This is a genomic window from Pseudomonas sp. MMS21 TM103 (genome assembly GCF_022132145.1).
In the GTDB taxonomy this organism is placed as follows: Bacteria; Pseudomonadota; Gammaproteobacteria; order Pseudomonadales; family Pseudomonadaceae; genus Aquipseudomonas.
The window spans coordinates 712,398-731,200 of the sequence record NZ_JAJISP010000001.1 but is presented as its reverse complement, the minus strand read 5'-3'; the positions used below and the strand labels follow the sequence as shown (position 1 = coordinate 731,200).

Sequence of the window (18,803 nt, the reverse complement as noted above, 5' to 3'; positions counted from 1 at the left end):
TGCTTGTTGGTGGATTCTCGTTGGCTAGAACAAGTCGATCGGCGCCGATTCATCGGCTGGCAGCGGGCTGCCCGGGGCACGATAGCCTGGATCCAGTTCACTCATCGGTGGCGGCGAGTCTTCGCTCTTGAACAGCTCGAAGTAGGCGTCAACGGTGCCAGGCCCGGCAGCGCGACCGCTGTAGGGGTCAATGCGCAGAGTCAGTAGGCCTTTGGGTTCCGCAGGGGCATGACTGGGGTTGTCTTTGAGGGCGCTGCCCATGTAGCTCATCCAGATCGGCAGAGCGACGGTGCCGCCGTATTCGTGCCTGCCGAGGCTTTCCGGCTGGTCGAAACCGGCCCAGACGGTCGTCACGTAATCGGCGTTGTAGCCGGAGAACCAGCTGTCCTTGGACTCGTTGGTCGTGCCAGTTTTTCCGGCCAGATCATCACGCCCCATGGCCAGGGCTCTGCGGCCGGTGCCACGCTTGATCACGTCCTGCAGCATGCTGGTCATGATGTAGGCAGTGCGTTCGTCGATGATGCGCTCTGCGGTAACGGGCTCGTTAGCCACGGGCACTTGCTCAGGCGACTGCTCGGGGCTGTCGCTAGCGGCTACTGGGTCGGCTGCAGCGGCGGTTAAGGCGTCGATGGCCTTTGGCGTGCTGGCGGGGTTGGCGATAAACAGGGGGTCGCCGTAACGACCGTCGATACGCTCAATCAGATAGGGCTGGGTTTTGTAACCGCCGTTGGCAAACGTGGACCAGCCGCGGGCAACTTCCAATGGCGTCAGGTTGGCTGTGCCCAGTGCCAGCGACAAGTTGCGCGGGAGATCCTGCTTGTCGAAGCCAAAGCGAGCGACGTAGTCCAGGGCGTAGTCGATGCCGATGGCCTGCAGCAGGCGAATCGACACCAGATTGCGTGATTTATAAAGGGCTTCGCGCATGCGGATAGGGCCGAGGAAGGTGTTGTTGTCGTTCTTCGGTCGCCAGCCCTGGTCGAGGTACTCGTCGACAAACACGATCGGCGCATCGTTTACCAGGCTCGCGGCCGTATAGCCGCGATCCAGGGCGGCGCTGTAGATGAAGGGTTTGAAGCTGGAGCCCGGCTGGCGCTTGGCTTGCGCTGCACGGTTATAGTTGCTTTGTTCGAATGAGAAGCCGCCGACCAGCGCGCGAATCGCGCCGTTATTTGGGTCAAGCGAGACCAGGGCGCTCTGCGCCAGCGGTAGTTGGGCGAAGCTCAAGCTGCCGTCGTTCTGGCGTTGCACGCGAATCAGGTCGCCAACCTGAGTGACATCGCTGGGCTGTTGCGGGCGTGGGCCGAGGCTATTGGTGTGGAGGAACGGTCGCGCCCATTTCATGCTGTCCCAGGCGATCGCTTCTTCCTCGCCGCTGCGCAACAGGACGAGGATGCCGCTTTTTTCGATTTGGCTGACGATAGCGGGCTCTAGGCCGCCCAGCGAGCTGCGTTTGGCGAGTTCATCCAGCCAGGCGGCCTTGTTCATTTCGGGTAGGCGGCGTATTGGGCCTCGATAGCCGTGGCGCTGGTCGTAGGCGATCAAGCCTTCACGAACGGCGGTGTTGGCCGCGTTCTGCAGGTCGCTTGGGACGGTGGTGGTGACGCTGAAACCTTCGGTGTAAGCCTCGCTGCCATAGCGGCCGACCATTTCCGCACGAACCATTTCCGCTATATAGGGGGCTGTGACTTCGGGGGCGGAGGCGTGGAGGCTGGCATCGCCAGGCTCGGCCAGGGCGGTTTCATAGCTCTGCTGGTCGATCCGGCCAAGCATGTGCATGCGTCCGAGAATCCAGTCGCGGCGTTCTTTGGCGCGGCTGGGGTTGGCCACTGGATTAAATCGTGAAGGCGCTTTCGGCAGGCCTGCAATCATCGCCAGTTGAGCCAGGCTGAGCTCTTTGATCGATTTGCCGTAATAGACTTGAGCGGCGGCTTCGATGCCGTAAGCGCGTTGGCCGAGGTAGATCTTGTTGACATAGAGCTCGAGGATTTCATCCTTGCTCAATTCGCGCTCGATCTGCAGCGCAAGCAGGATTTCATTGATTTTGCGTGAGAAGCTTCGTTCGCTGGTCAGGAAGTAATTCTTCGCCACCTGCATGGTGATGGTGCTGCCGCCGGTCTGGATGTGCCCGCTTGTTAAAATTTGCGTGGCAGCGCGCATCAAGCTGGTAAGGTCGACGCCATAATGGTTCGCAAAGTTGTCATCTTCAGCGGCAAGCAGGGCGCCGATGAAGTCAGGCGGAATGTCGTCGAATTTGATCGGTGATCGGCGCATTTCGCCAAATTCAGCAATCAGCTTGGCGTCGCTGCTGTATACCCGGAGAGGGATCTGCAGCTGGATGCTGCGCAGCGATTCAATGGACGGCAGGCTTGGGCTGAGATAGAGAAAGGCGCCACTGAAACTGAGTAACAGTGCACAAAAAGTGGCGACACCAGACCAGCAGATGAACTTCAACAAACGCATCAAGATTTTTGGATTTCCAGATAAAAGAATGAGTTAAGCGGAAGGCAATGCTAAAAGGGAAAAACTGATCACATTATAGGCGTTTTTTTTCCCGGGGATCCATTTGCGCTTCTGTCAAGACTGTTATTTAATGTGAAAAAACATAAATAGTCCGTAAGTCGCGGATGCCAATAGGAAATCGGTCGTGCTAGGGCTCTTCAATAAGAAAGCGAATACGCTGTTGGGGATCGATATCAGTTCGACCTCCGTCAAGCTCCTCGAATTGAGTCGCTCAGGAAGCCGCTACAAGGTAGAGGCTTACGCTGTCGAGCCGCTCCCGCCAAATGCGGTGGTCGAGAAAAATATTGCCGAACTTGAGGGGGTCGGGCAGGCGCTTGCGCGCGTGCTGGCCAAAGCCAAGACCGGTGTGAAATCTGTCGCTGTTGCCGTCGCTGGCTCCGCGGTGATCACCAAGACCATCGAGATGGAGTCCGGACTTTCCGATGATGACCTCGAGAATCAGCTGAAGATCGAAGCCGATCAGTACATTCCTTATCCGCTTGAGGAAGTGGCTATCGACTTCGAGGTGCAAGGATCCTCGCCGCGTAATCCTGAGCGAGTCGAGGTGCTTCTGGCCGCCTGCCGCAAGGAAAACGTAGAGGTTCGCGAGGCTGCCCTGGCCCTGGCCGGGCTGGTCGCCAAAGTGGTCGATGTCGAAGCCTATGCCCTGGAGCGTGCTTATGGCTTGCTCACGGAGCAGCTTGGCAGTGGGCATGACGAACTGACGGTGGCTGTGGTCGATATTGGTGCAACCATGACCACCCTCAGCGTGCTGCACAACGGCCGGACTATCTACACACGAGAACAGCTGTTCGGTGGCAAACAACTCACCGAGGAAATCCAGCGCCGCTACGGCCTGTCCATGGAGGAGGCCGGTCTCGCGAAAAAACAGGGCGGTCTTCCTGATGACTACGACAGTGAAGTCTTGCAGCCGTTCAAAGAAGCGGTCGTGCAGCAAGTTTCTCGCTCCCTGCAATTTTTCTTTGCTGCAGGCCAGTTCAATGATGTCGATTACATCCTTCTGGCTGGCGGTACGGCTTCCATTCCCGACCTCGACCGCCTGATTCAGCAAAAGATCGGCACGCAAACCCTGGTTGCCAATCCCTTCGCGGACATGGCGCTGAGCAGCAGGGTCAATGCTGGAGCGTTGGCCAGTGATGCCCCGGCATTGATGATTGCCTGTGGTCTGGCGATGAGGAGTTTCGATTAATGGCGCGGATTAACCTTCTTCCATGGCGCGAGCAGTTACGCGAGGAGCGCAAGCAGCGCTTTCTGGTGACGCTAGCCGGTGTCGTGGTAGTCGCTGCCGGTACGGTGTTCCTTGGTGATCAGTATCTGAGCGGTGCAATCGAGCAGCAAAATTCACGCAACCAGTTCGTGCGCAAAGAAATTGCAGTCCTGGATGCCCGTATCAAGGAAATTAGCGAGCTGAAGACCCGACGCCAGCAATTGCTGGAGCGGATGAAGATTATTCAGGACTTGCAGGGCAACAGGCCGATCATCGGGCGAGTATTCGACCAGTTGGTGCGGACCTTGCCGGATGGTGTGTATTTCACCAGCGTCAAAATGACAGGCAAGAATATCGCGATTGTAGGGGCGGCCGAGTCGAACAATAGGGTGTCGAACCTGATGCGTAATCTGGATGCGTCCGATTGGCTGGATGCGCCTAACTTGACGCAAGTCAAAGCCACCACCGCAGGTGCCCTGGATCAGGCTAATGTGTTCCAGCTGACGGTTAAGCAAACGCAGCCTGGCGTTGAGCCGAAAGAAGGTGATGAAAAATGAGCCTGGCTGAATCCATCGAGAACTTGCGCAAGATTGAACTCAGTAATCTTGATCTGAATAATATTGGTTCATGGCCGGCAATCATCAAGGGTGTCGTATTTGTTTTGTTTTTCGTGGTGCTGCTGGCGCTTGGTTATAACTTCCATCTGAAGGACTTGCAGGCCAGTCTGGAGCGGTCGCAGGGCGAGGAACAAGCCCTCAAACAGCAATTTTCCAGTAAGGCTTTCCAAGCTGCAAATCTTGAGGCCTATAAGGAGCAGATGAAGGAGATGGAGATTTCCTTCGGGACCCTGTTGCGCCAACTGCCAAGCGATACCGAAGTGCCGGGTCTGCTGGAGGATATTACGCGTACCGGTCTGGGCAGCGGTCTTGAGTTTGAAGAGATCAAGTTGCTTCCTGAAGTGACGCAGCCATTTTATATAGAATTGCCTATTCAGGTAGTTGTGGTGGGTAGCTACCATGACTTGGCGACTTTTGTCAGTGGAGTCGCCAGTCTTCCGCGAATTGTGACCTTGCATGATTTCGAAACTAAACCGGTTAGCACGGAGAGCGCTTCTGTTATTCGAATGAGTGTTATGGCGAAGACGTATCGTTATAACGATAAAGGGATGGATAAATGAAGATTCTTCGTTTGGCTGTATCTGTCTGCTTGTTGTCGTTCTTACAGGGGTGTGGCTCGGGGGCCGATTTTTCCGACTTGCAGGCATTCATGGACGAGGTTCGCGCCAGGCCGAAAGGTGTCATTGAGCCTTTGCCAAAATTTCAACCTTATGAAGCATTCACCTATGGGGCTTCTTCTCTGCGCAGCCCATTCCAGCCACCGGTCAAGATCGACGTGGTGCGCCGTCAAAAGGGCTCGCAGGAAATTAAGCCAGATGAAGCACGGGTCAAGCAGTTCCTCGAGAGTTTCAATATCGAGGTCTTCGAAATGGTCGGCACGCTTGCCAATGCAAACGGTGTGTTTGCTTTGGTGAACGGGGCTGGCGGGGTTCATCGCGTCAAGGTTGGGGATTATTTGGGTCGTAATTACGGCCGCATCCTGGCGATAGATGAAGCAAAAATCGATGTAGTCGAGATTGTTCCAGACGGCGAGGGTGGCTGGCTTGAGCGGCCGCGCAGCCTGTCCCTCAAGGAGCGCTCTTGAATGAGCGGAATGATCATGAAAAAAAATAACCGGTCTGCCCAACGGAACCCGAGAATGAATAGCCCCTTATCGCATCTAGGTATCTCTCTATTAGTGCTGTTGCTATCGCCAGCATTGTTGGCCGCTGACCTGCAGGGGCTTGATGTTTCTGCCTTACCGGGCGATCGCGTTGAGTTGAAGTTGACATTCGATGAGCCGGTGCTTGCTCCGCGCGGCTATACGATAGAGCAGCCGGCGCGGATTGCCCTGGATTTTCCAGGCGTTTCCAGCAAGTTGGGTGCGAAGAACCGAGAGCTGGGTGTGGGTAACGCGCGCAGTGTCACCGTGGTCGAAGCGAAGGATCGAACTCGGTTGATCATCAACCTGACCAGCCTGGCTCCCTACAAGACGCGGGCTGATGGCAACAACCTTTATGTCGTGATTGGCGAAGGGGCATCTGGCTCCGCGTCAGCGCGACCGGCGACTGCCGCGGCGGTTGTCAGTACCGCTGCGCCGACCAAGAGCTATGCCGCACAAGGCAAGGCTATTCGCAATATTGATTTCCAGCGGGGCGAGCAAGGCGAAGGGAATGTTGTCATTACCCTGTCGGATGCTTCGGTAAGCCCTGATATTCAAGAACAAGGTGGCAAGATTCGTCTGGACTTCGCCAGGACTCAGTTGCCTGAGGCGCTACGCGTTCGCCTGGACGTCAAGGACTTTGCTACGCCGGTACAGTTCGTCAGCGCCACGGGCTCGGCTGACAAGGCAAGTATCGTGATCGAGCCGACAGGCTTCTACGATTACCTGGCATATCAAACCGACAATACACTTACGCTCAGCATCAAGCCGTTGACCCAGGATGAAGTTGAAACGCGTAAAAGCGAGCGTTTTGCTTACACTGGCGAGAAGTTATCCCTGAATTTCCAGGACATCGATGTTCGCTCGGTGTTGCAGTTGATTGCGGACTTCACCGATCTGAACCTGGTGGCCAGTGATACGGTGCAGGGCAACATTACCTTGCGCTTGCAGAATGTGCCTTGGGATCAGGCGCTGGATCTGGTACTGAAGACCAAGGGCCTGGACAAGCGCAAGGTGGGTAATGTGCTGTTGGTGGCGCCAGCGGATGAGATTGCCGCGCGCGAACGTCAGGAACTCGAGTCGCAGAAACAGATTGCAGAGTTGGCGCCACTGCGGCGCGAGCTGATCCAAGTGAACTATGCCAAGGCCAGCGACATGGCCAAGTTGTTCCAGTCGGTCACCAGTGGCGAGGGCCGTGCCGACGAGCGTGGTTCGATAACGGTCGACGACCGAACCAACAGCATCATTGCTTATCAAACTCAGGATCGTCTGGATGAGTTGCGCCGGATTGTCGCGCAGCTCGACATTCCGGTGCGTCAGGTGATGGTCGAGGCGCGCATCGTCGAAGCAAATGTCGACTTCGACAAAGCCCTAGGCGTCGAGTGGCGTGGGGTGAGTCTCGGCGATAACAACTTTATCGTCGGCGGGAGCAATAGCCTGGTCAAAAACTCTGACCCGCTTGAGATTGATGCTGGTACTTTTGTTGATCTGGGCGCCACCGGTAGGAATGTGGGTCTGAACCTCGGCTTCATCACCAACAACACTTTGTTGGATCTTGAATTGTCCGCCATGGAGAAAACCGGCAACGGTGAGGTTATTTCCCAGCCCAAAGTGGTCACCTCGGACAAGGAAACCGCCAAGATTCTCAAGGGCTCGGAGATCCCCTATCAAGAGGCGAGCTCAAGCGGTGCCACCAGCACCTCCTTCAAGCAAGCGGCTTTGTCGCTTGAGGTGACGCCGCAGATTACGCCGGATAACCGCATCATCATGGAAGTCAAGGTCACCAAGGATGCACCGGACTTCTCCAATGCGGCGGCGAGCGGCGGGGTGCCTGCGATCACCAAAAACGAGGTGAATGCCAAGGTGCTGGTGGCTGACGGTGAAACCATAGTGATTGGTGGCGTGTTTACCAACACCCAGAGCAAGTCGGTAGACAAGGTACCGTTCCTTGGCGATATTCCATACTTGGGTGCCTTGTTCAGGCGTGACCTGGTCAAGGATAGCAAGTCGGAACTGTTGATTTTCCTGACGCCGCGCATCATGAATACTCAGGCTGTAGCGGTAGCTCGTTGAAATATATGCGCAATGTTATTCTTGTTGGCCCTATGGGTGCGGGTAAAAGCACCATCGGGCGGCTGCTGGCCAAAGAGTTGCGCTTGCTGTTCAAGGACTCCGACAAGGAGATTGAACAGCGTAGCGGCGCCGATATTCCCTGGATCTTCGATGTCGAGGGGGAGCAGGGCTTTCGCGAGCGCGAGCGGGCAGTGATCGCCGAGCTCTGCGAGCTGGACGGTCTGGTGCTGGCCACTGGCGGAGGGGCGGTGCAGCATCCGGATAACCGCGCGGCACTGCGACGTGGTGGTCGTGTGGTGTACCTGTATGCCTCGGTCGAGCAGCAGCTCGATCGCACTTCGCGTGACCGCAATCGTCCGCTGTTGCGCGCTGCCGACCCGGGTAAGGTGCTCGCTGATCTGCTGGCGATTCGCGATCCGTTGTATCGCGAAATTGCCGATGTCATCGTGCAAACCGATGAGCGCCCGCCGCGGTTGGTCGTGCAGGAAATACTGGAGTGCCTGGAAGAGCTTTCTCCCCGTTAAAGCGCAGGCTGATCTGCGCTATCCTAGAGCCCTTTTGACGTCGGGGGCTCCATGCAAACTCTTCAGGTCGATCTCGCTGAGCGCAGCTATCCCATTTATATCGGTGCCGATCTGTTGCGTCGTGCAGATTTGCTGGCGCCGCATATCATTGGCCGCCAAGTGGCCATCGTCACCAATGAGACAGTCGCACCGCTCTATCTGGATACCCTCAAGGCCGCACTTAGCGGTTATGCGGTGACCGCGATTGTCTTGCCGGATGGCGAGGCGTTCAAAACCTGGGAAACCCTGCAGCAGATTTTTGATGGCCTGCTCGGCGCCCGGCACGATCGGCATACGACCGTGATTGCACTGGGCGGTGGGGTTGTCGGCGATATGGCCGGTTTCGCGGCGGCCTGTTATCAGCGGGGGGTTAATTTCATCCAGATCCCGACCACGTTGCTGTCCCAGGTCGATTCCTCGGTGGGTGGCAAGACTGGGATCAACCACCCGCTCGGCAAAAACATGGTGGGGGCGTTCTATCAGCCGCAAGCCGTCTTGATCGATACGACCAGTCTGGCCACTTTGCCGGCCCGCGAGTTGTCGGCGGGGCTGGCCGAGGTGATCAAGTATGGCTTGATCTGTGACGAGCCTTTTCTCTCCTGGTTGGAACAGCACATGCCTGCCCTGCGCGCGCTTGATCAAGAGGCGCTGACTGCCGCGATCGAACGTTCCTGTGCAGCCAAGGCACGGATTGTCGGTGCTGATGAGCGGGAGGCGGGGCTGCGGGCCACGCTCAACCTGGGGCATACCTTTGGTCATGCCATCGAGACGCAGCAAGGCTATGGTGTTTGGTTGCACGGGGAGGCGGTTGCCGCGGGCACGGTCATGGCACTGGAAATGTCGCAGCGCCTGGGTTGGATTTCACTGGCCGAGCGCAATCGAGGCATTCGCCTGTTTCAGGCGGCGGGCTTGCCCGTTGTGCCGCCGCAGGACATGACGGCCGAACAGTTTCTGGCGCATATGGCGGTTGATAAAAAGGTGCTGGATGGCCAGTTGCGACTGGTGTTGTTGCGTCACATCGGCGAGGCCGTGGTTACCGGTGATTTCCCTCGCGAAATTTTGAATGCCACGCTGAGCGTAGATTACGCCGCGCTGGTGGATCAGCTTGAACATTAATGAGTGTCCAATGACCAGTTTGCATGCTGACGAGGCTTTCCTCGATCACTACCAGTTCAGTCACGATCCCTTTGCGGCGCGTGTGCCGGGTTTCAAGTTTTTCCCGGCCCAGCGCAAGCCGGTCTTGGGGCAGTTGCATCACCTGGCTCGATACAGCCAGTTGCTGCTGTTGGTCTGCGGTCCCCTGGGGAGCGGCAAAACCCTGCTACGCCAGGCGCTGGTGGCCAGTACCAACAAGCAGGCAGTGCATAGCGTGGTTGTTTCCGCTCAGGGCGCAGCCGATACGGCGGGCATTCTGCGGCAGGTAGCGCAGGGCTTGCAGGTGCAGCAGGCGGAGTCGCAGGCGATTCTGGCGCAGGTCGGCCAGTTGGCCTTGACGGGACAGGACGTCTACTTGCTGGTCGACGATGCGGAGCAGTTGAGTGATGCGGCGCTCGGCAGCTTGCTGGCTCTGGCGGCTGGGAGTGGCGAGGGGCGGCCGCATGTATTTCTGTTTGGCGAGCCTGAGTTGATTGCGCGGCTTGAACTGCTGGCTGATGGTGAAGAGTGCTTCCATGCCATCGAGCTGCAGCCCTACAGCGAAGAGGAAACACGTGAGTACCTGGCTCAGCGGTTAGAGGGCGCTGGGCAGGGGCTTGAGTTGTTATCGGATGAGCAGGTCGCGGCCATTCACGAGCAGTCCGGGGGCTGGCCCGGGGCGATCAATCAGGTTGCCCGCGACACCTTGATCGAGGCCATGCTGGCACAGCGCGGTGCCGCCAAGCGCGCAGGCTTTGCATTCAACCTGCCGCGCAAGCATCTGCTGGCATTGGCGGTGGTTGGACTTGGGGTCCTGGCGGCCTGGCTGATGCAGGGCCGTCCGGATGAAGCGCAAGAGATAGCTGTCACGACGCAGTTGCCTCTCGATCGGATCGAGCAACCAGTTGTCGATGCGCCTGCTCCTGCTTCCGGCGCCCCGGCAATAGAGTTCGAGGGTGGCAATCAGCCCGTCCCGCTGCCCCTGGTGGGTGAGTCTCAGCCGGTTATGCGCGAGCCTTTGGCGCGCGCTGCTGGCTTGAGCGGGGTCGAGGAGGCCGATGTCGCTGATGTCGCAGGGTCGAGTGCTATTGGTGTGCTGGTGGATGAGCGCGAGCCACCGATGGCGTCGGTGACCCCAGCGCCGGTCGCACCTGCACCTGCACCTGCACCTGCACCTGCACCTGCGCCGGTTGCGCCAGCCGTGCAGCCCGCTCCGCCGGTGGCGCCTGCGTCGAAGCCGGTGGCGCTAACAACTGCGCCGGCGAAAACGGTGGCAGTCGATGATTGGTACGCTGCTCAGGCCGGTTCGCGCTATACCCTGCAAATACTTGGTGCGCGCGCCGAGGATAGTGCTCAGGCGTTCGTGCGTGAGCACGGGGCGCAGTATCACTATTTCAAGAAGCAGCATCAGGGGCAGCCGCTGTATGTCGTCACCTATGGTAGTTTTGCCACTCGCGAGGCGGCTCAAGTTGCCTTGAAAAGCTTGCCGAGCAAGGTGCAGGCAGGTAAGCCTTGGCCGCGGACGTTTGCCAGTATCAAGCACGAGATCGCCCAGCTCCGCTAACGGGCGCTATCTGTCTGGCCGCGTGCCAGCTTCGGCTTGGGCTGTACCTGATGACTATCAGGTCGGTAGCATGACTGCCTGGTCGGTTCCTTCGTTTTCGCGACATATGCTTGCAGTGGGTCGTCACGCCGATTTGTGACGGCCTTGGTGGATATGTACAATGACCTCCGTTTTGCCTGCGCAAAGCTGGCGTTATGCCCTGCGCGCACGGTAAGTATTTGAATTAGAACGTAATTTGCCTTTTTGAGAGGCAGCCTGGTGAGAGTCCCTATGAAAGCAGGTTTGTACCGTCCTGATGAGTTCAAGGATAACTGTGGCTTCGGCCTGATCGCCCATATGCAGGGCGAGGCCAGCCATCACCTGCTGCAGACCGCTATTGAAGCGCTGACATGCATGACCCACCGCGGCGGGATCAACGCCGACGGCAAGACGGGTGACGGCTGCGGTCTGTTGATTCAGAAGCCCGATGCCTTCCTGCGCGCCATGGCCCAGCAGCACTTCGCAGTCGAGCTGCCGAAGCAGTACGCCGTGGGCATGGTGTTCTTCAACCAGGACCCGGTCAAAGCCGAAGCTGCTCGCGAGAACATGAATCGCGAGATTCTGGCGGCCGGCTTGAGCCTGGTTGGCTGGCGCAAGGTGCCGATCGACACCAGCGTGCTCGGTCGTCTGGCCCTGGAGCGTCTGCCGCAGATCGAGCAGGTGTTCATCGGTGGCGAGGAGCTCAGCGATCGGGAGTTCGCGATCAAGTTGTTCAGTGCCCGCCGCCGTTCATCGGTGAGCAATGCGGCAGACAGCGATCACTACATCTGCAGCTTTTCGCACAAGACCATCATCTACAAAGGCCTGATGATGCCGGCCGACCTGCAGCAGTTCTACCCGGACCTGGGTGACGAGCGCCTGCAGACCGCTATCTGCGTGTTCCATCAGCGCTTCTCGACCAACACGCTGCCGAAGTGGCCGCTGGCGCAACCGTTCCGTTTTCTTGCCCACAACGGCGAGATCAACACCATCACCGGTAACCGCAACTGGGCCCAGGCTCGGCGCAGCAAGTTCAGCAATGACCAGATCTTCGATCTGGAAGAGCTTGGCCCGCTGGTCAACCGCGTCGGTTCCGACTCGTCGAGCATGGACAATATGCTCGAACTGATGGTTACCGGCGGCATCGACTTGTTCCGCGGCGTGCGCATGATCATTCCGCCAGCCTGGCAGAACGTCGAAACCATGGACGCCGATCTGCGCGCGTTCTATGAGTACAACTCCATGCACATGGAGCCATGGGACGGTCCGGCCGGAGTGGTGCTGACCGACGGTCGCTATGCCGTCTGCCTGCTCGACCGCAACGGCCTGCGCCCGGCGCGCTGGGTGACCACGACCAATGGCTACATTACCCTGGCGTCGGAAATCGGCGTGTGGGACTACCAGCCCGAGGACGTGATCGCCAAGGGTCGCGTAGGTCCGGGACAGATCCTGGCCGTGGATACCGAAACCGGTCAGGTGCTGGGCACCGATGATATCGACAACCGCCTGAAGTCGCGTCACCCCTACAAGCAGTGGCTGCGCAAGAATGCTCAGCGCATCCAGGCCACCCTAGAAGACAACGACCATGGTTCGGCGTTCTATGACGTCGATCAGCTCAAGCAGTACATGAAGATGTACCAGGTCACCTTCGAGGAGCGTGATCAGGTACTGCGCCCGCTGGCCGAACAGGGTCAGGAAGCGGTCGGCTCGATGGGCGACGATACGCCAATGGCGGTGCTGTCGCAGCGCGTGCGCTCGCCGTTCGATTATTTCCGCCAGCAGTTCGCCCAGGTTACCAACCCGCCGATCGACCCGCTGCGTGAAGCCATCGTCATGTCGCTGGAGATCTGCCTCGGTGCCGAGCGCAACATCTTTCAGGAGTCGCCGGAGCACGCCACCCGCGTGATCCTCAGCTCGCCGGTCATTTCCCCGGCCAAATGGCGCACCTTGATGACCCTGGAACGTCCGGGCTTCGAGCGTCAGCTGATCGACATGAACTACGACGTGTCGCTCGGTCTCGAAGCGGCGGTGTGCAACATGGCCGACCAGGCCGAGGAAGCGGTACGCTCCGGCAAGGTGTTGCTGGTCCTGACCGACCGCCACATCGCCCCCGGCAAGCTGCCGGCCCATGCCGCGCTGGTGACCGGTGCCGTGCACCATCGCCTGACCGAGAAGGGCCTGCGTTGCGACTGCAACATCCTGGTCGAGACCGCTACTGCGCGTGACCCGCATCACTATGCGGTGCTGCTCGGCTTCGGCGCTTCGGCGGTCTATCCGTTCCTGGCCTACGAAGTGTTGGGCGACCTGATCCGTACCGGCGAAGTGCTGGGCGATCTCTACGAAGTGTTCAAGTACTACCGCAAGGGCATTTCCAAGGGGCTGCTGAAGATCCTGTCGAAGATGGGCATCTCCACCGTCGCCTCCTACCGCGGTGCACAGCTGTTCGAGGCGGTCGGCCTGGCCGATGAAGTCACCGACCTGTGCTTCCGTGGTGTGGCCAGCCGGATCAAGGGCGCCCGCTTCGTCGATCTCGAAGCCGAACAGAAATTGCTCGCGGCCGAGGCCTGGAACAACCGCAAGCCGATCCAGCAGGGCGGCCTGCTCAAGTTCGTCTATGGCGGCGAATACCATGCCTACAACCCGGATGTGGTCAGCACCCTGCAAGTCGCGGTGCAGCAGGGCAGTTACGAGAAGTACAAGGAATACAGCGCCCTGGTGGACACTCGCCCGGTGTCGATGATCCGCGATCTGCTGCAGCTGAAACTGGCCGAGCAGCCGCTGAGTCTCGATCAGGTCGAGCCGCTGGAAAGCATCTTTACCCGCTTCGACTCCGCCGGTATTTCCCTCGGTGCGCTGTCGCCCGAAGCCCACGAAGCGATTGCCGAAGCGATGAACCGCCTGGGCGCGCGCTCCAACTCCGGCGAAGGCGGCGAAGATCCGGCCCGCTATGGCACGGTGCGCAGCTCGAAGATCAAGCAGGTGGCCACCGGCCGTTTCGGCGTGACCCCTGAATACCTGGTCAACGCCGAAGTGCTGCAGATCAAGGTGGCCCAGGGCGCCAAGCCCGGCGAGGGTGGTCAGCTGCCGGGGGGCAAGGTCAATGGCCTGATCGCCCGCCTGCGTTATGCCGTACCCGGTGTGACCCTGATTTCGCCGCCGCCGCATCACGACATCTATTCGATCGAAGACCTGGCGCAGCTGATCTATGACCTCAAGCAGGTCAACCCGGCGGCACTGGTCTCGGTCAAGCTGGTGGCCGAAGCCGGTGTCGGCACCATCGCCGCCGGCGTGGCCAAGGCCTATGCCGACCTGATCACCATCTCCGGTTACGATGGCGGTACCGGTGCATCGCCACTGAGTTCGATCCGCTACGCCGGTGCGCCCTGGGAGCTGGGCCTGGCGGAAACCCACCAGACCCTGCGCGGCAACGACTTGCGCGGCAAGGTGCGGGTGCAGACAGACGGTGGCCTGAAGACTGGTTTGGATGTGGTCAAGGCGGCCATCCTCGGCGCCGAGAGCTTCGGCTTCGGCACCGCGCCGATGATCGCCCTGGGCTGCAAGTACCTGCGAATCTGCCACCTGAACAACTGCGCCACCGGCGTGGCCACGCAGAACGACAAGCTGCGCAAGGATCACTTCATCGGCACCGTCGAGATGGTGATGAACTTCTTCACCTATGTCGCCGAAGAGACCCGCGAGTGGCTGGCCAAGCTCGGCGTGCGCAGCCTCGAAGAGCTGATCGGTCGTACCGATCTGTTGGAGATTCTGCCGGGCGAGACCGCCAAGCAGAATCACCTGGACCTGAGCCCGTTGCTGGGCAGCGATCACATTCCGGCCGACAAGCCGCAGTTCTGTCAGGTCGACAGGAATCCGCCGTTCGACCAGGGCCTGCTGGCCGAGAAGATGGTCGAGCTGGCCAAACCGGCAATCGATGCCGCCAGCGGTGGCGAGTTCGCCCTGGATATCTGCAACTGCGACCGTTCCATCGGGGCCCGCGTATCCGGCGAAATCGCCCGTGTGCACGGCAACAAGGGCATGGCCAAGGCGCCTATCACCTTCCGCTTCAAGGGCACTGCGGGGCAGAGCTTCGGCGTGTGGAACGCCGGTGGCCTGAACCTGTACCTGGAAGGTGATGCCAACGACTACGTGGGCAAGGGCATGACGGCCGGCAAGCTGGTGATCGTGCCGCCGAAGGGCAGCCCATTCAAGACCCAGGACAGCGCCATCATCGGCAACACCTGCCTGTACGGCGCCACCGGCGGCAAGTTGTTCGCCGCCGGCACCGCGGGCGAGCGTTTCGCCGTGCGCAACTCCGGCGCGCATGCCGTGGTCGAGGGCACCGGCGATCATTGCTGCGAATACATGACCGGCGGTTTCGTCTGCGTGCTGGGCAAGACCGGCTATAACTTCGGTTCCGGCATGACTGGCGGCTTCGCCTATGTACTCGACCAGGACAACAGCTTCTACGACCGGGTCAACCATGAACTGGTTGAGATCCAGCGGATCAACAACGAGTCGATGGAGGCCTATCGCAGCCATCTGGAGCGTGTGCTCGCCGAGTATGTGCAGGAGACCGCCAGCGAATGGGGGAGCAACCTGCTGGAAAACCTCGACGATTACCTGCGCAAGTTCTGGTTGGTCAAACCCAAGGCCGCGAGCCTGAAGTCGCTGCTCTCCAGCACCCGGGCCAACCCGCAGTAACGCAGTTTCAAGCGGTATGCCTGGCGCTATGAAGTAGCGCCAGGCATACCGCTAACATGATGAGTTTTGCAGCTTGCACGCTGTAGCTTGCAGCTGCTGTAAAGAGGTTTGCTATGACTGAACGTCTGAATAACGACTTCCAGTTCATCGATGTCGGGCGCAATGACCCGAAGAAGAAGCTGTTGCGTCAGCGCAAGAAGGAATTTGTCGAGATCTACGACAACTTCAAGCCGGCTCAGGCCTGCGAACAGGCCCACCGTTGCCTGGGTTGCGGCAACCCCTATTGCGAGTGGAAGTGCCCGGTGCACAACTACATTCCCAATTGGCTGAAACTGGTGTCCGAGGGCAACATCCTCGCCGCCGCCGAATTGTCGCACCAGACCAACACCTTGCCGGAAGTTTGCGGCCGCGTGTGCCCGCAGGATCGCCTGTGCGAGGGTGCTTGCACCCTGAATGACGGATTCGGCGCGGTGACCATCGGTTCGGTGGAGAAGTACATCACCGATACCGCATTTGCCATGGGCTGGCGTCCAGACATGTCGGGTGTGGTGCCGACTGGCAAGCGCGTCGCCGTGATCGGCGCCGGTCCGGCGGGCCTGGGCTGCGCCGACGTATTGGCGCGCAACGGGGTAACCCCGGTGGTATTCGACAAGAACCCGGAAATCGGCGGTCTGCTGACCTTCGGTATTCCCGAGTTCAAGCTGGAAAAGACCGTGCTGAGCCATCGCCGCGAAGTCTTTACCGGCATGGGCATCGAGTTCCGTCTGAACACCGAGATCGGCAAGGACGTGACCATGGAAGCCCTGCTCGCGGAATACGATGCCGTGTTCATGGGCATGGGCACCTACACCTACATGAAGGGCGGCTTCCCCGGCGAAGACCTGCCTGGCGTGTATGACGCCCTGGATTTCCTGATTGCCAACGTCAACCGTAACCTCGGCTTCGAGAAGAATGCCCAGGACTTCATCGACACCAAAGGCAAGCGCATCGTCGTGCTCGGCGGCGGCGACACCGCCATGGACTGCAACCGTACCGCGATCCGTCAGGGCGCCAAGAACGTGACCTGCGCCTATCGTCGTGACGAAGAGAACATGCCGGGCTCGCGCAAGGAAGTGAAGAACGCCAAGGAAGAGGGGGTTAAATTCCTCTTCAACCGCCAGCCGATCGCCATCGTGGGCGAGGACCGGGTCGAAGGCGTCAAGGTGGTGGAAACCCGTCTCGGCGAGCCGGATGCCCGTGGTCGCCGCAGCCCCGAGCCGATTCCCGGGTCCGAGGAAATCATCCCGGCCGACGCCGTGCTGATCGCGTTCGGCTTCCGCCCGAGCCCGGCGCCCTGGTTCGAGCAGTTCACCATTGCGACCGACAGTCAGGGTCGTGTGATTGCCCCCGAGCAGAGCCAGTTCAAGCACCAGACCAGCAACCCGAAGATCTTCGCCGGTGGCGACATGGTGCGTGGTTCCGACCTGGTGGTGACGGCGATCTTCGAGGGGCGTAACGCCGCCGAAGGCATCCTCGATTACCTCGGTGTCTGAGCTGCTGCACTGGCGACGCCTAGCGTGAAGTAGTGGCAAATCGTCGCAATGGACAAAAGGCACGGCACCCGCCGTGCCTTTTGTTTTGCGGTCTGCGAAAATGCCCGCACTTTTATGCCGACGACTTATTGCTCAGGAATTGCCATGACCGCCCTGAAGAACGACCGTTTCCTGCGTGCTCTGCTCAAGCAGCCCGTCGACGTCACCCCGGTGTGGATGATGCGTCAGGCCGGCCGCTATCTGCCGGAGTACCGCGCCAGCCGGGCCAAGGCCGGTGATTTCATGAAGCTGATGATGAACCCCGAGTTCGCTTGTGAGGTCACCCTGCAGCCGCTGGATCGCTACCCGCAACTGGACGCGGCCATTCTGTTCTCCGACATCCTGACCATCCCCCATGCCATGGGCCAGGGCCTGTACTTCGAGACGGGCGAAGGCCCGCGCTTCAAGAAAGTGATCAGCACTGCCGCCGATGTCGACGCGCTGCCGATCCCCGACCCGGAAAAAGACCTCGGCTACGTGATGGACGCCGTGCGCACCATCCGCCGCGAGCTGAACGGCCGTGTGCCGCTGATCGGCTTCTCCGGCAGCCCCTGGACCCTGGCCACCTATATGGTCGAAGGCGGCTCGTCGAAGGACTTCCGCAAGTCCAAGGCGATGCTCTATGACAATCCGCAGGCCATGCATGCGCTGCTCGACAAACTGACGCAGTCGGTCATCGGCTACCTAAACGGGCAGATCCTGGCCGGTGCCCAGGCGGTACAGATTTTCGATACCTGGGGCGGCAACCTGTCGTCGGCGGCCTATCAGGAGTTCTCCCTGGCCTATATGCAGAAGATCGTCGACGGCCTGATCCGCGAGCATGATGGGCGCAAGGTGCCCGTGATCCTGTTCACCAAGAACGGCGGCATGTGGCTGGAGTCTATGGCGGCGACTGGCGCCGATGCCCTCGGCCTGGACTGGAGCTGTGACATCGGTGAGGCGCGTCGCCGCGTCGGTGGCCAGGTTGCCCTGCAAGGCAATATGGATCCGACCGTGCTCTATGCCCAGCCTGCGGCCATTCGCGCCGAAGTGGCGCGCATCCTCGCCAGCTACGGCCAGGGCTCGGGTCATGTATTCAACCTCGGCCACGGCATAACCCCTGAAGTCGACCCGGCCCACGCCGGCGCCTTCCTCGAAGCGGTGCATGAACTGTCGGCGCAGTACCACCGCCAGTGACAGATCCCGCTGCACAAAAAAGGCCGCTCTAAGCGGCCTTTTGCTTGCTGCAACTGAGCTAGGGCTGACCCAGCCCGCGCACCGCCCGTACCAGTGCCTGCTGCTGCTCGAGGTTGAGCTTGCTGGCATAGCCCGACATCATCCGTGCGCCATTGCGGATGGCGGCGAGAATCTCTGCGTCCGAGGTGTGCTCCTGCCATTTTGCGTCGCCCAGGTCCTGGGCGAACAACAGCCGTCCGCGCATGTTGTTGGCGCGGCCGTCGTCACCGTGGCATTTGGCGCAGTGCTGGCGGTACAGGGCGGGCCCGTCGACCTGGGCCTGGGCGGGGGCGGTAGCGAGGAGTCCGAGGCCGGCGAGCAAGCCGGCGCGGGCGAATTTATTCCACATGGGCGATTTTCCCCTTCAGGGCGACACCCGCAACGAAGGTGCCGGCGTGGCATTCATAGTGCTGCGGGTCGCGGAACTCGCAGCGTTTGTAGTAGCTGACAATCTCGACCACGGCATTGTTGTCGGTGTC

The 18,803-nt window shown here is 59.8% G+C and carries 14 protein-coding genes; 11 read left to right on the top strand and 3 right to left on the bottom strand.

Features of this window, described 5'->3' with window-relative positions:
• Positions 1–24: 24 nt before the first annotated feature.
• On the bottom strand, positions 25–2,463 hold the full coding sequence (locus LJY18_RS03325; RefSeq protein WP_238040371.1) for a penicillin-binding protein 1A: 2,439 nt from the start codon (positions 2,461–2,463) through the stop codon (positions 25–27).
• Positions 2,464–2,644: 181 nt separating this feature from the next.
• On the opposite strand from LJY18_RS03325, the gene LJY18_RS03320 reads away from it, so the two are divergent.
• The 11 genes from LJY18_RS03320 to hemE all read left to right on the top strand — a co-directional run bounded on the left by LJY18_RS03320 (position 2,645) and on the right by hemE (position 18,285).
• Entirely contained in the window at positions 2,645–3,709 is a 1,065-nt protein-coding gene (locus LJY18_RS03320) for a pilus assembly protein PilM (RefSeq protein WP_238040370.1), read from the top strand.
• Positions 3,709–4,284, top strand: a complete 576-nt coding sequence (gene pilN, locus LJY18_RS03315; RefSeq protein WP_238040369.1) for a type 4a pilus biogenesis protein PilN — start codon at positions 3,709–3,711, stop codon at positions 4,282–4,284. Before LJY18_RS03320 ends, pilN begins: the two co-directional genes overlap by 1 nt.
• Positions 4,281–4,904 (top strand): type 4a pilus biogenesis protein PilO, encoded by a 624-nt coding sequence (pilO, locus tag LJY18_RS03310; protein WP_238040368.1) that lies wholly within the window; start codon positions 4,281–4,283, stop codon positions 4,902–4,904. The genes pilN and pilO overlap by 4 nt, the downstream gene beginning before the upstream one ends.
• Positions 4,901–5,428, top strand: coding sequence for a type 4a pilus biogenesis lipoprotein PilP (gene pilP / locus LJY18_RS03305; protein ID WP_238040367.1), 528 nt, complete (start codon positions 4,901–4,903; stop codon positions 5,426–5,428). The genes pilO and pilP overlap by 4 nt, the downstream gene beginning before the upstream one ends.
• Positions 5,429–5,482: 54 nt before the next feature.
• Positions 5,483–7,558 (top strand): type IV pilus secretin PilQ, encoded by a 2,076-nt coding sequence (gene pilQ, locus LJY18_RS03300; RefSeq protein WP_238041104.1) that lies wholly within the window; start codon positions 5,483–5,485, stop codon positions 7,556–7,558.
• A gap of 5 nt (positions 7,559–7,563) precedes the next feature.
• Complete coding sequence (gene aroK / locus LJY18_RS03295) at positions 7,564–8,082, top strand: shikimate kinase AroK (RefSeq protein WP_238040366.1); 519 nt, start codon at positions 7,564–7,566, stop codon at positions 8,080–8,082.
• A gap of 51 nt (positions 8,083–8,133) precedes the next feature.
• On the top strand, positions 8,134–9,237 hold the full coding sequence (gene aroB / locus LJY18_RS03290; protein ID WP_238040365.1) for a 3-dehydroquinate synthase: 1,104 nt from the start codon (positions 8,134–8,136) through the stop codon (positions 9,235–9,237).
• A 10-nt stretch (positions 9,238–9,247) separates the two neighbouring features.
• The gene (locus tag LJY18_RS03285; RefSeq protein WP_238040364.1) at positions 9,248–10,819 is read left to right on the top strand and encodes an AAA family ATPase; all 1,572 of its coding nucleotides are present in this window, start codon (positions 9,248–9,250) and stop codon (positions 10,817–10,819) included.
• A 270-nt stretch (positions 10,820–11,089) separates the two neighbouring features.
• Positions 11,090–15,538, top strand: a complete 4,449-nt coding sequence (gene gltB / locus LJY18_RS03280; protein ID WP_238040363.1) for a glutamate synthase large subunit — start codon at positions 11,090–11,092, stop codon at positions 15,536–15,538.
• A gap of 113 nt (positions 15,539–15,651) precedes the next feature.
• Positions 15,652–17,070: an FAD-dependent oxidoreductase gene (locus LJY18_RS03275; protein WP_238040362.1), complete on the top strand. Its 1,419-nt coding sequence runs from the start codon at positions 15,652–15,654 to the stop codon at positions 17,068–17,070.
• 144 nt (positions 17,071–17,214) lie between these two features.
• On the top strand, positions 17,215–18,285 hold the full coding sequence (gene hemE / locus LJY18_RS03270) for a uroporphyrinogen decarboxylase (RefSeq protein ID WP_238040361.1): 1,071 nt from the start codon (positions 17,215–17,217) through the stop codon (positions 18,283–18,285).
• Between the two features lie 58 nt (positions 18,286–18,343).
• Here the strand turns inward: hemE and LJY18_RS03265 are convergent, their stop codons facing one another.
• Positions 18,344–18,673 (bottom strand): c-type cytochrome, encoded by a 330-nt coding sequence (locus tag LJY18_RS03265; protein WP_238040360.1) that lies wholly within the window; start codon positions 18,671–18,673, stop codon positions 18,344–18,346.
• On the bottom strand, positions 18,663–18,785 hold the full coding sequence (locus tag LJY18_RS22465) for a hypothetical protein (protein ID WP_269137661.1): 123 nt from the start codon (positions 18,783–18,785) through the stop codon (positions 18,663–18,665). The genes LJY18_RS03265 and LJY18_RS22465 overlap by 11 nt, the downstream gene beginning before the upstream one ends.
• Positions 18,786–18,803: the final 18 nt, after the last annotated feature.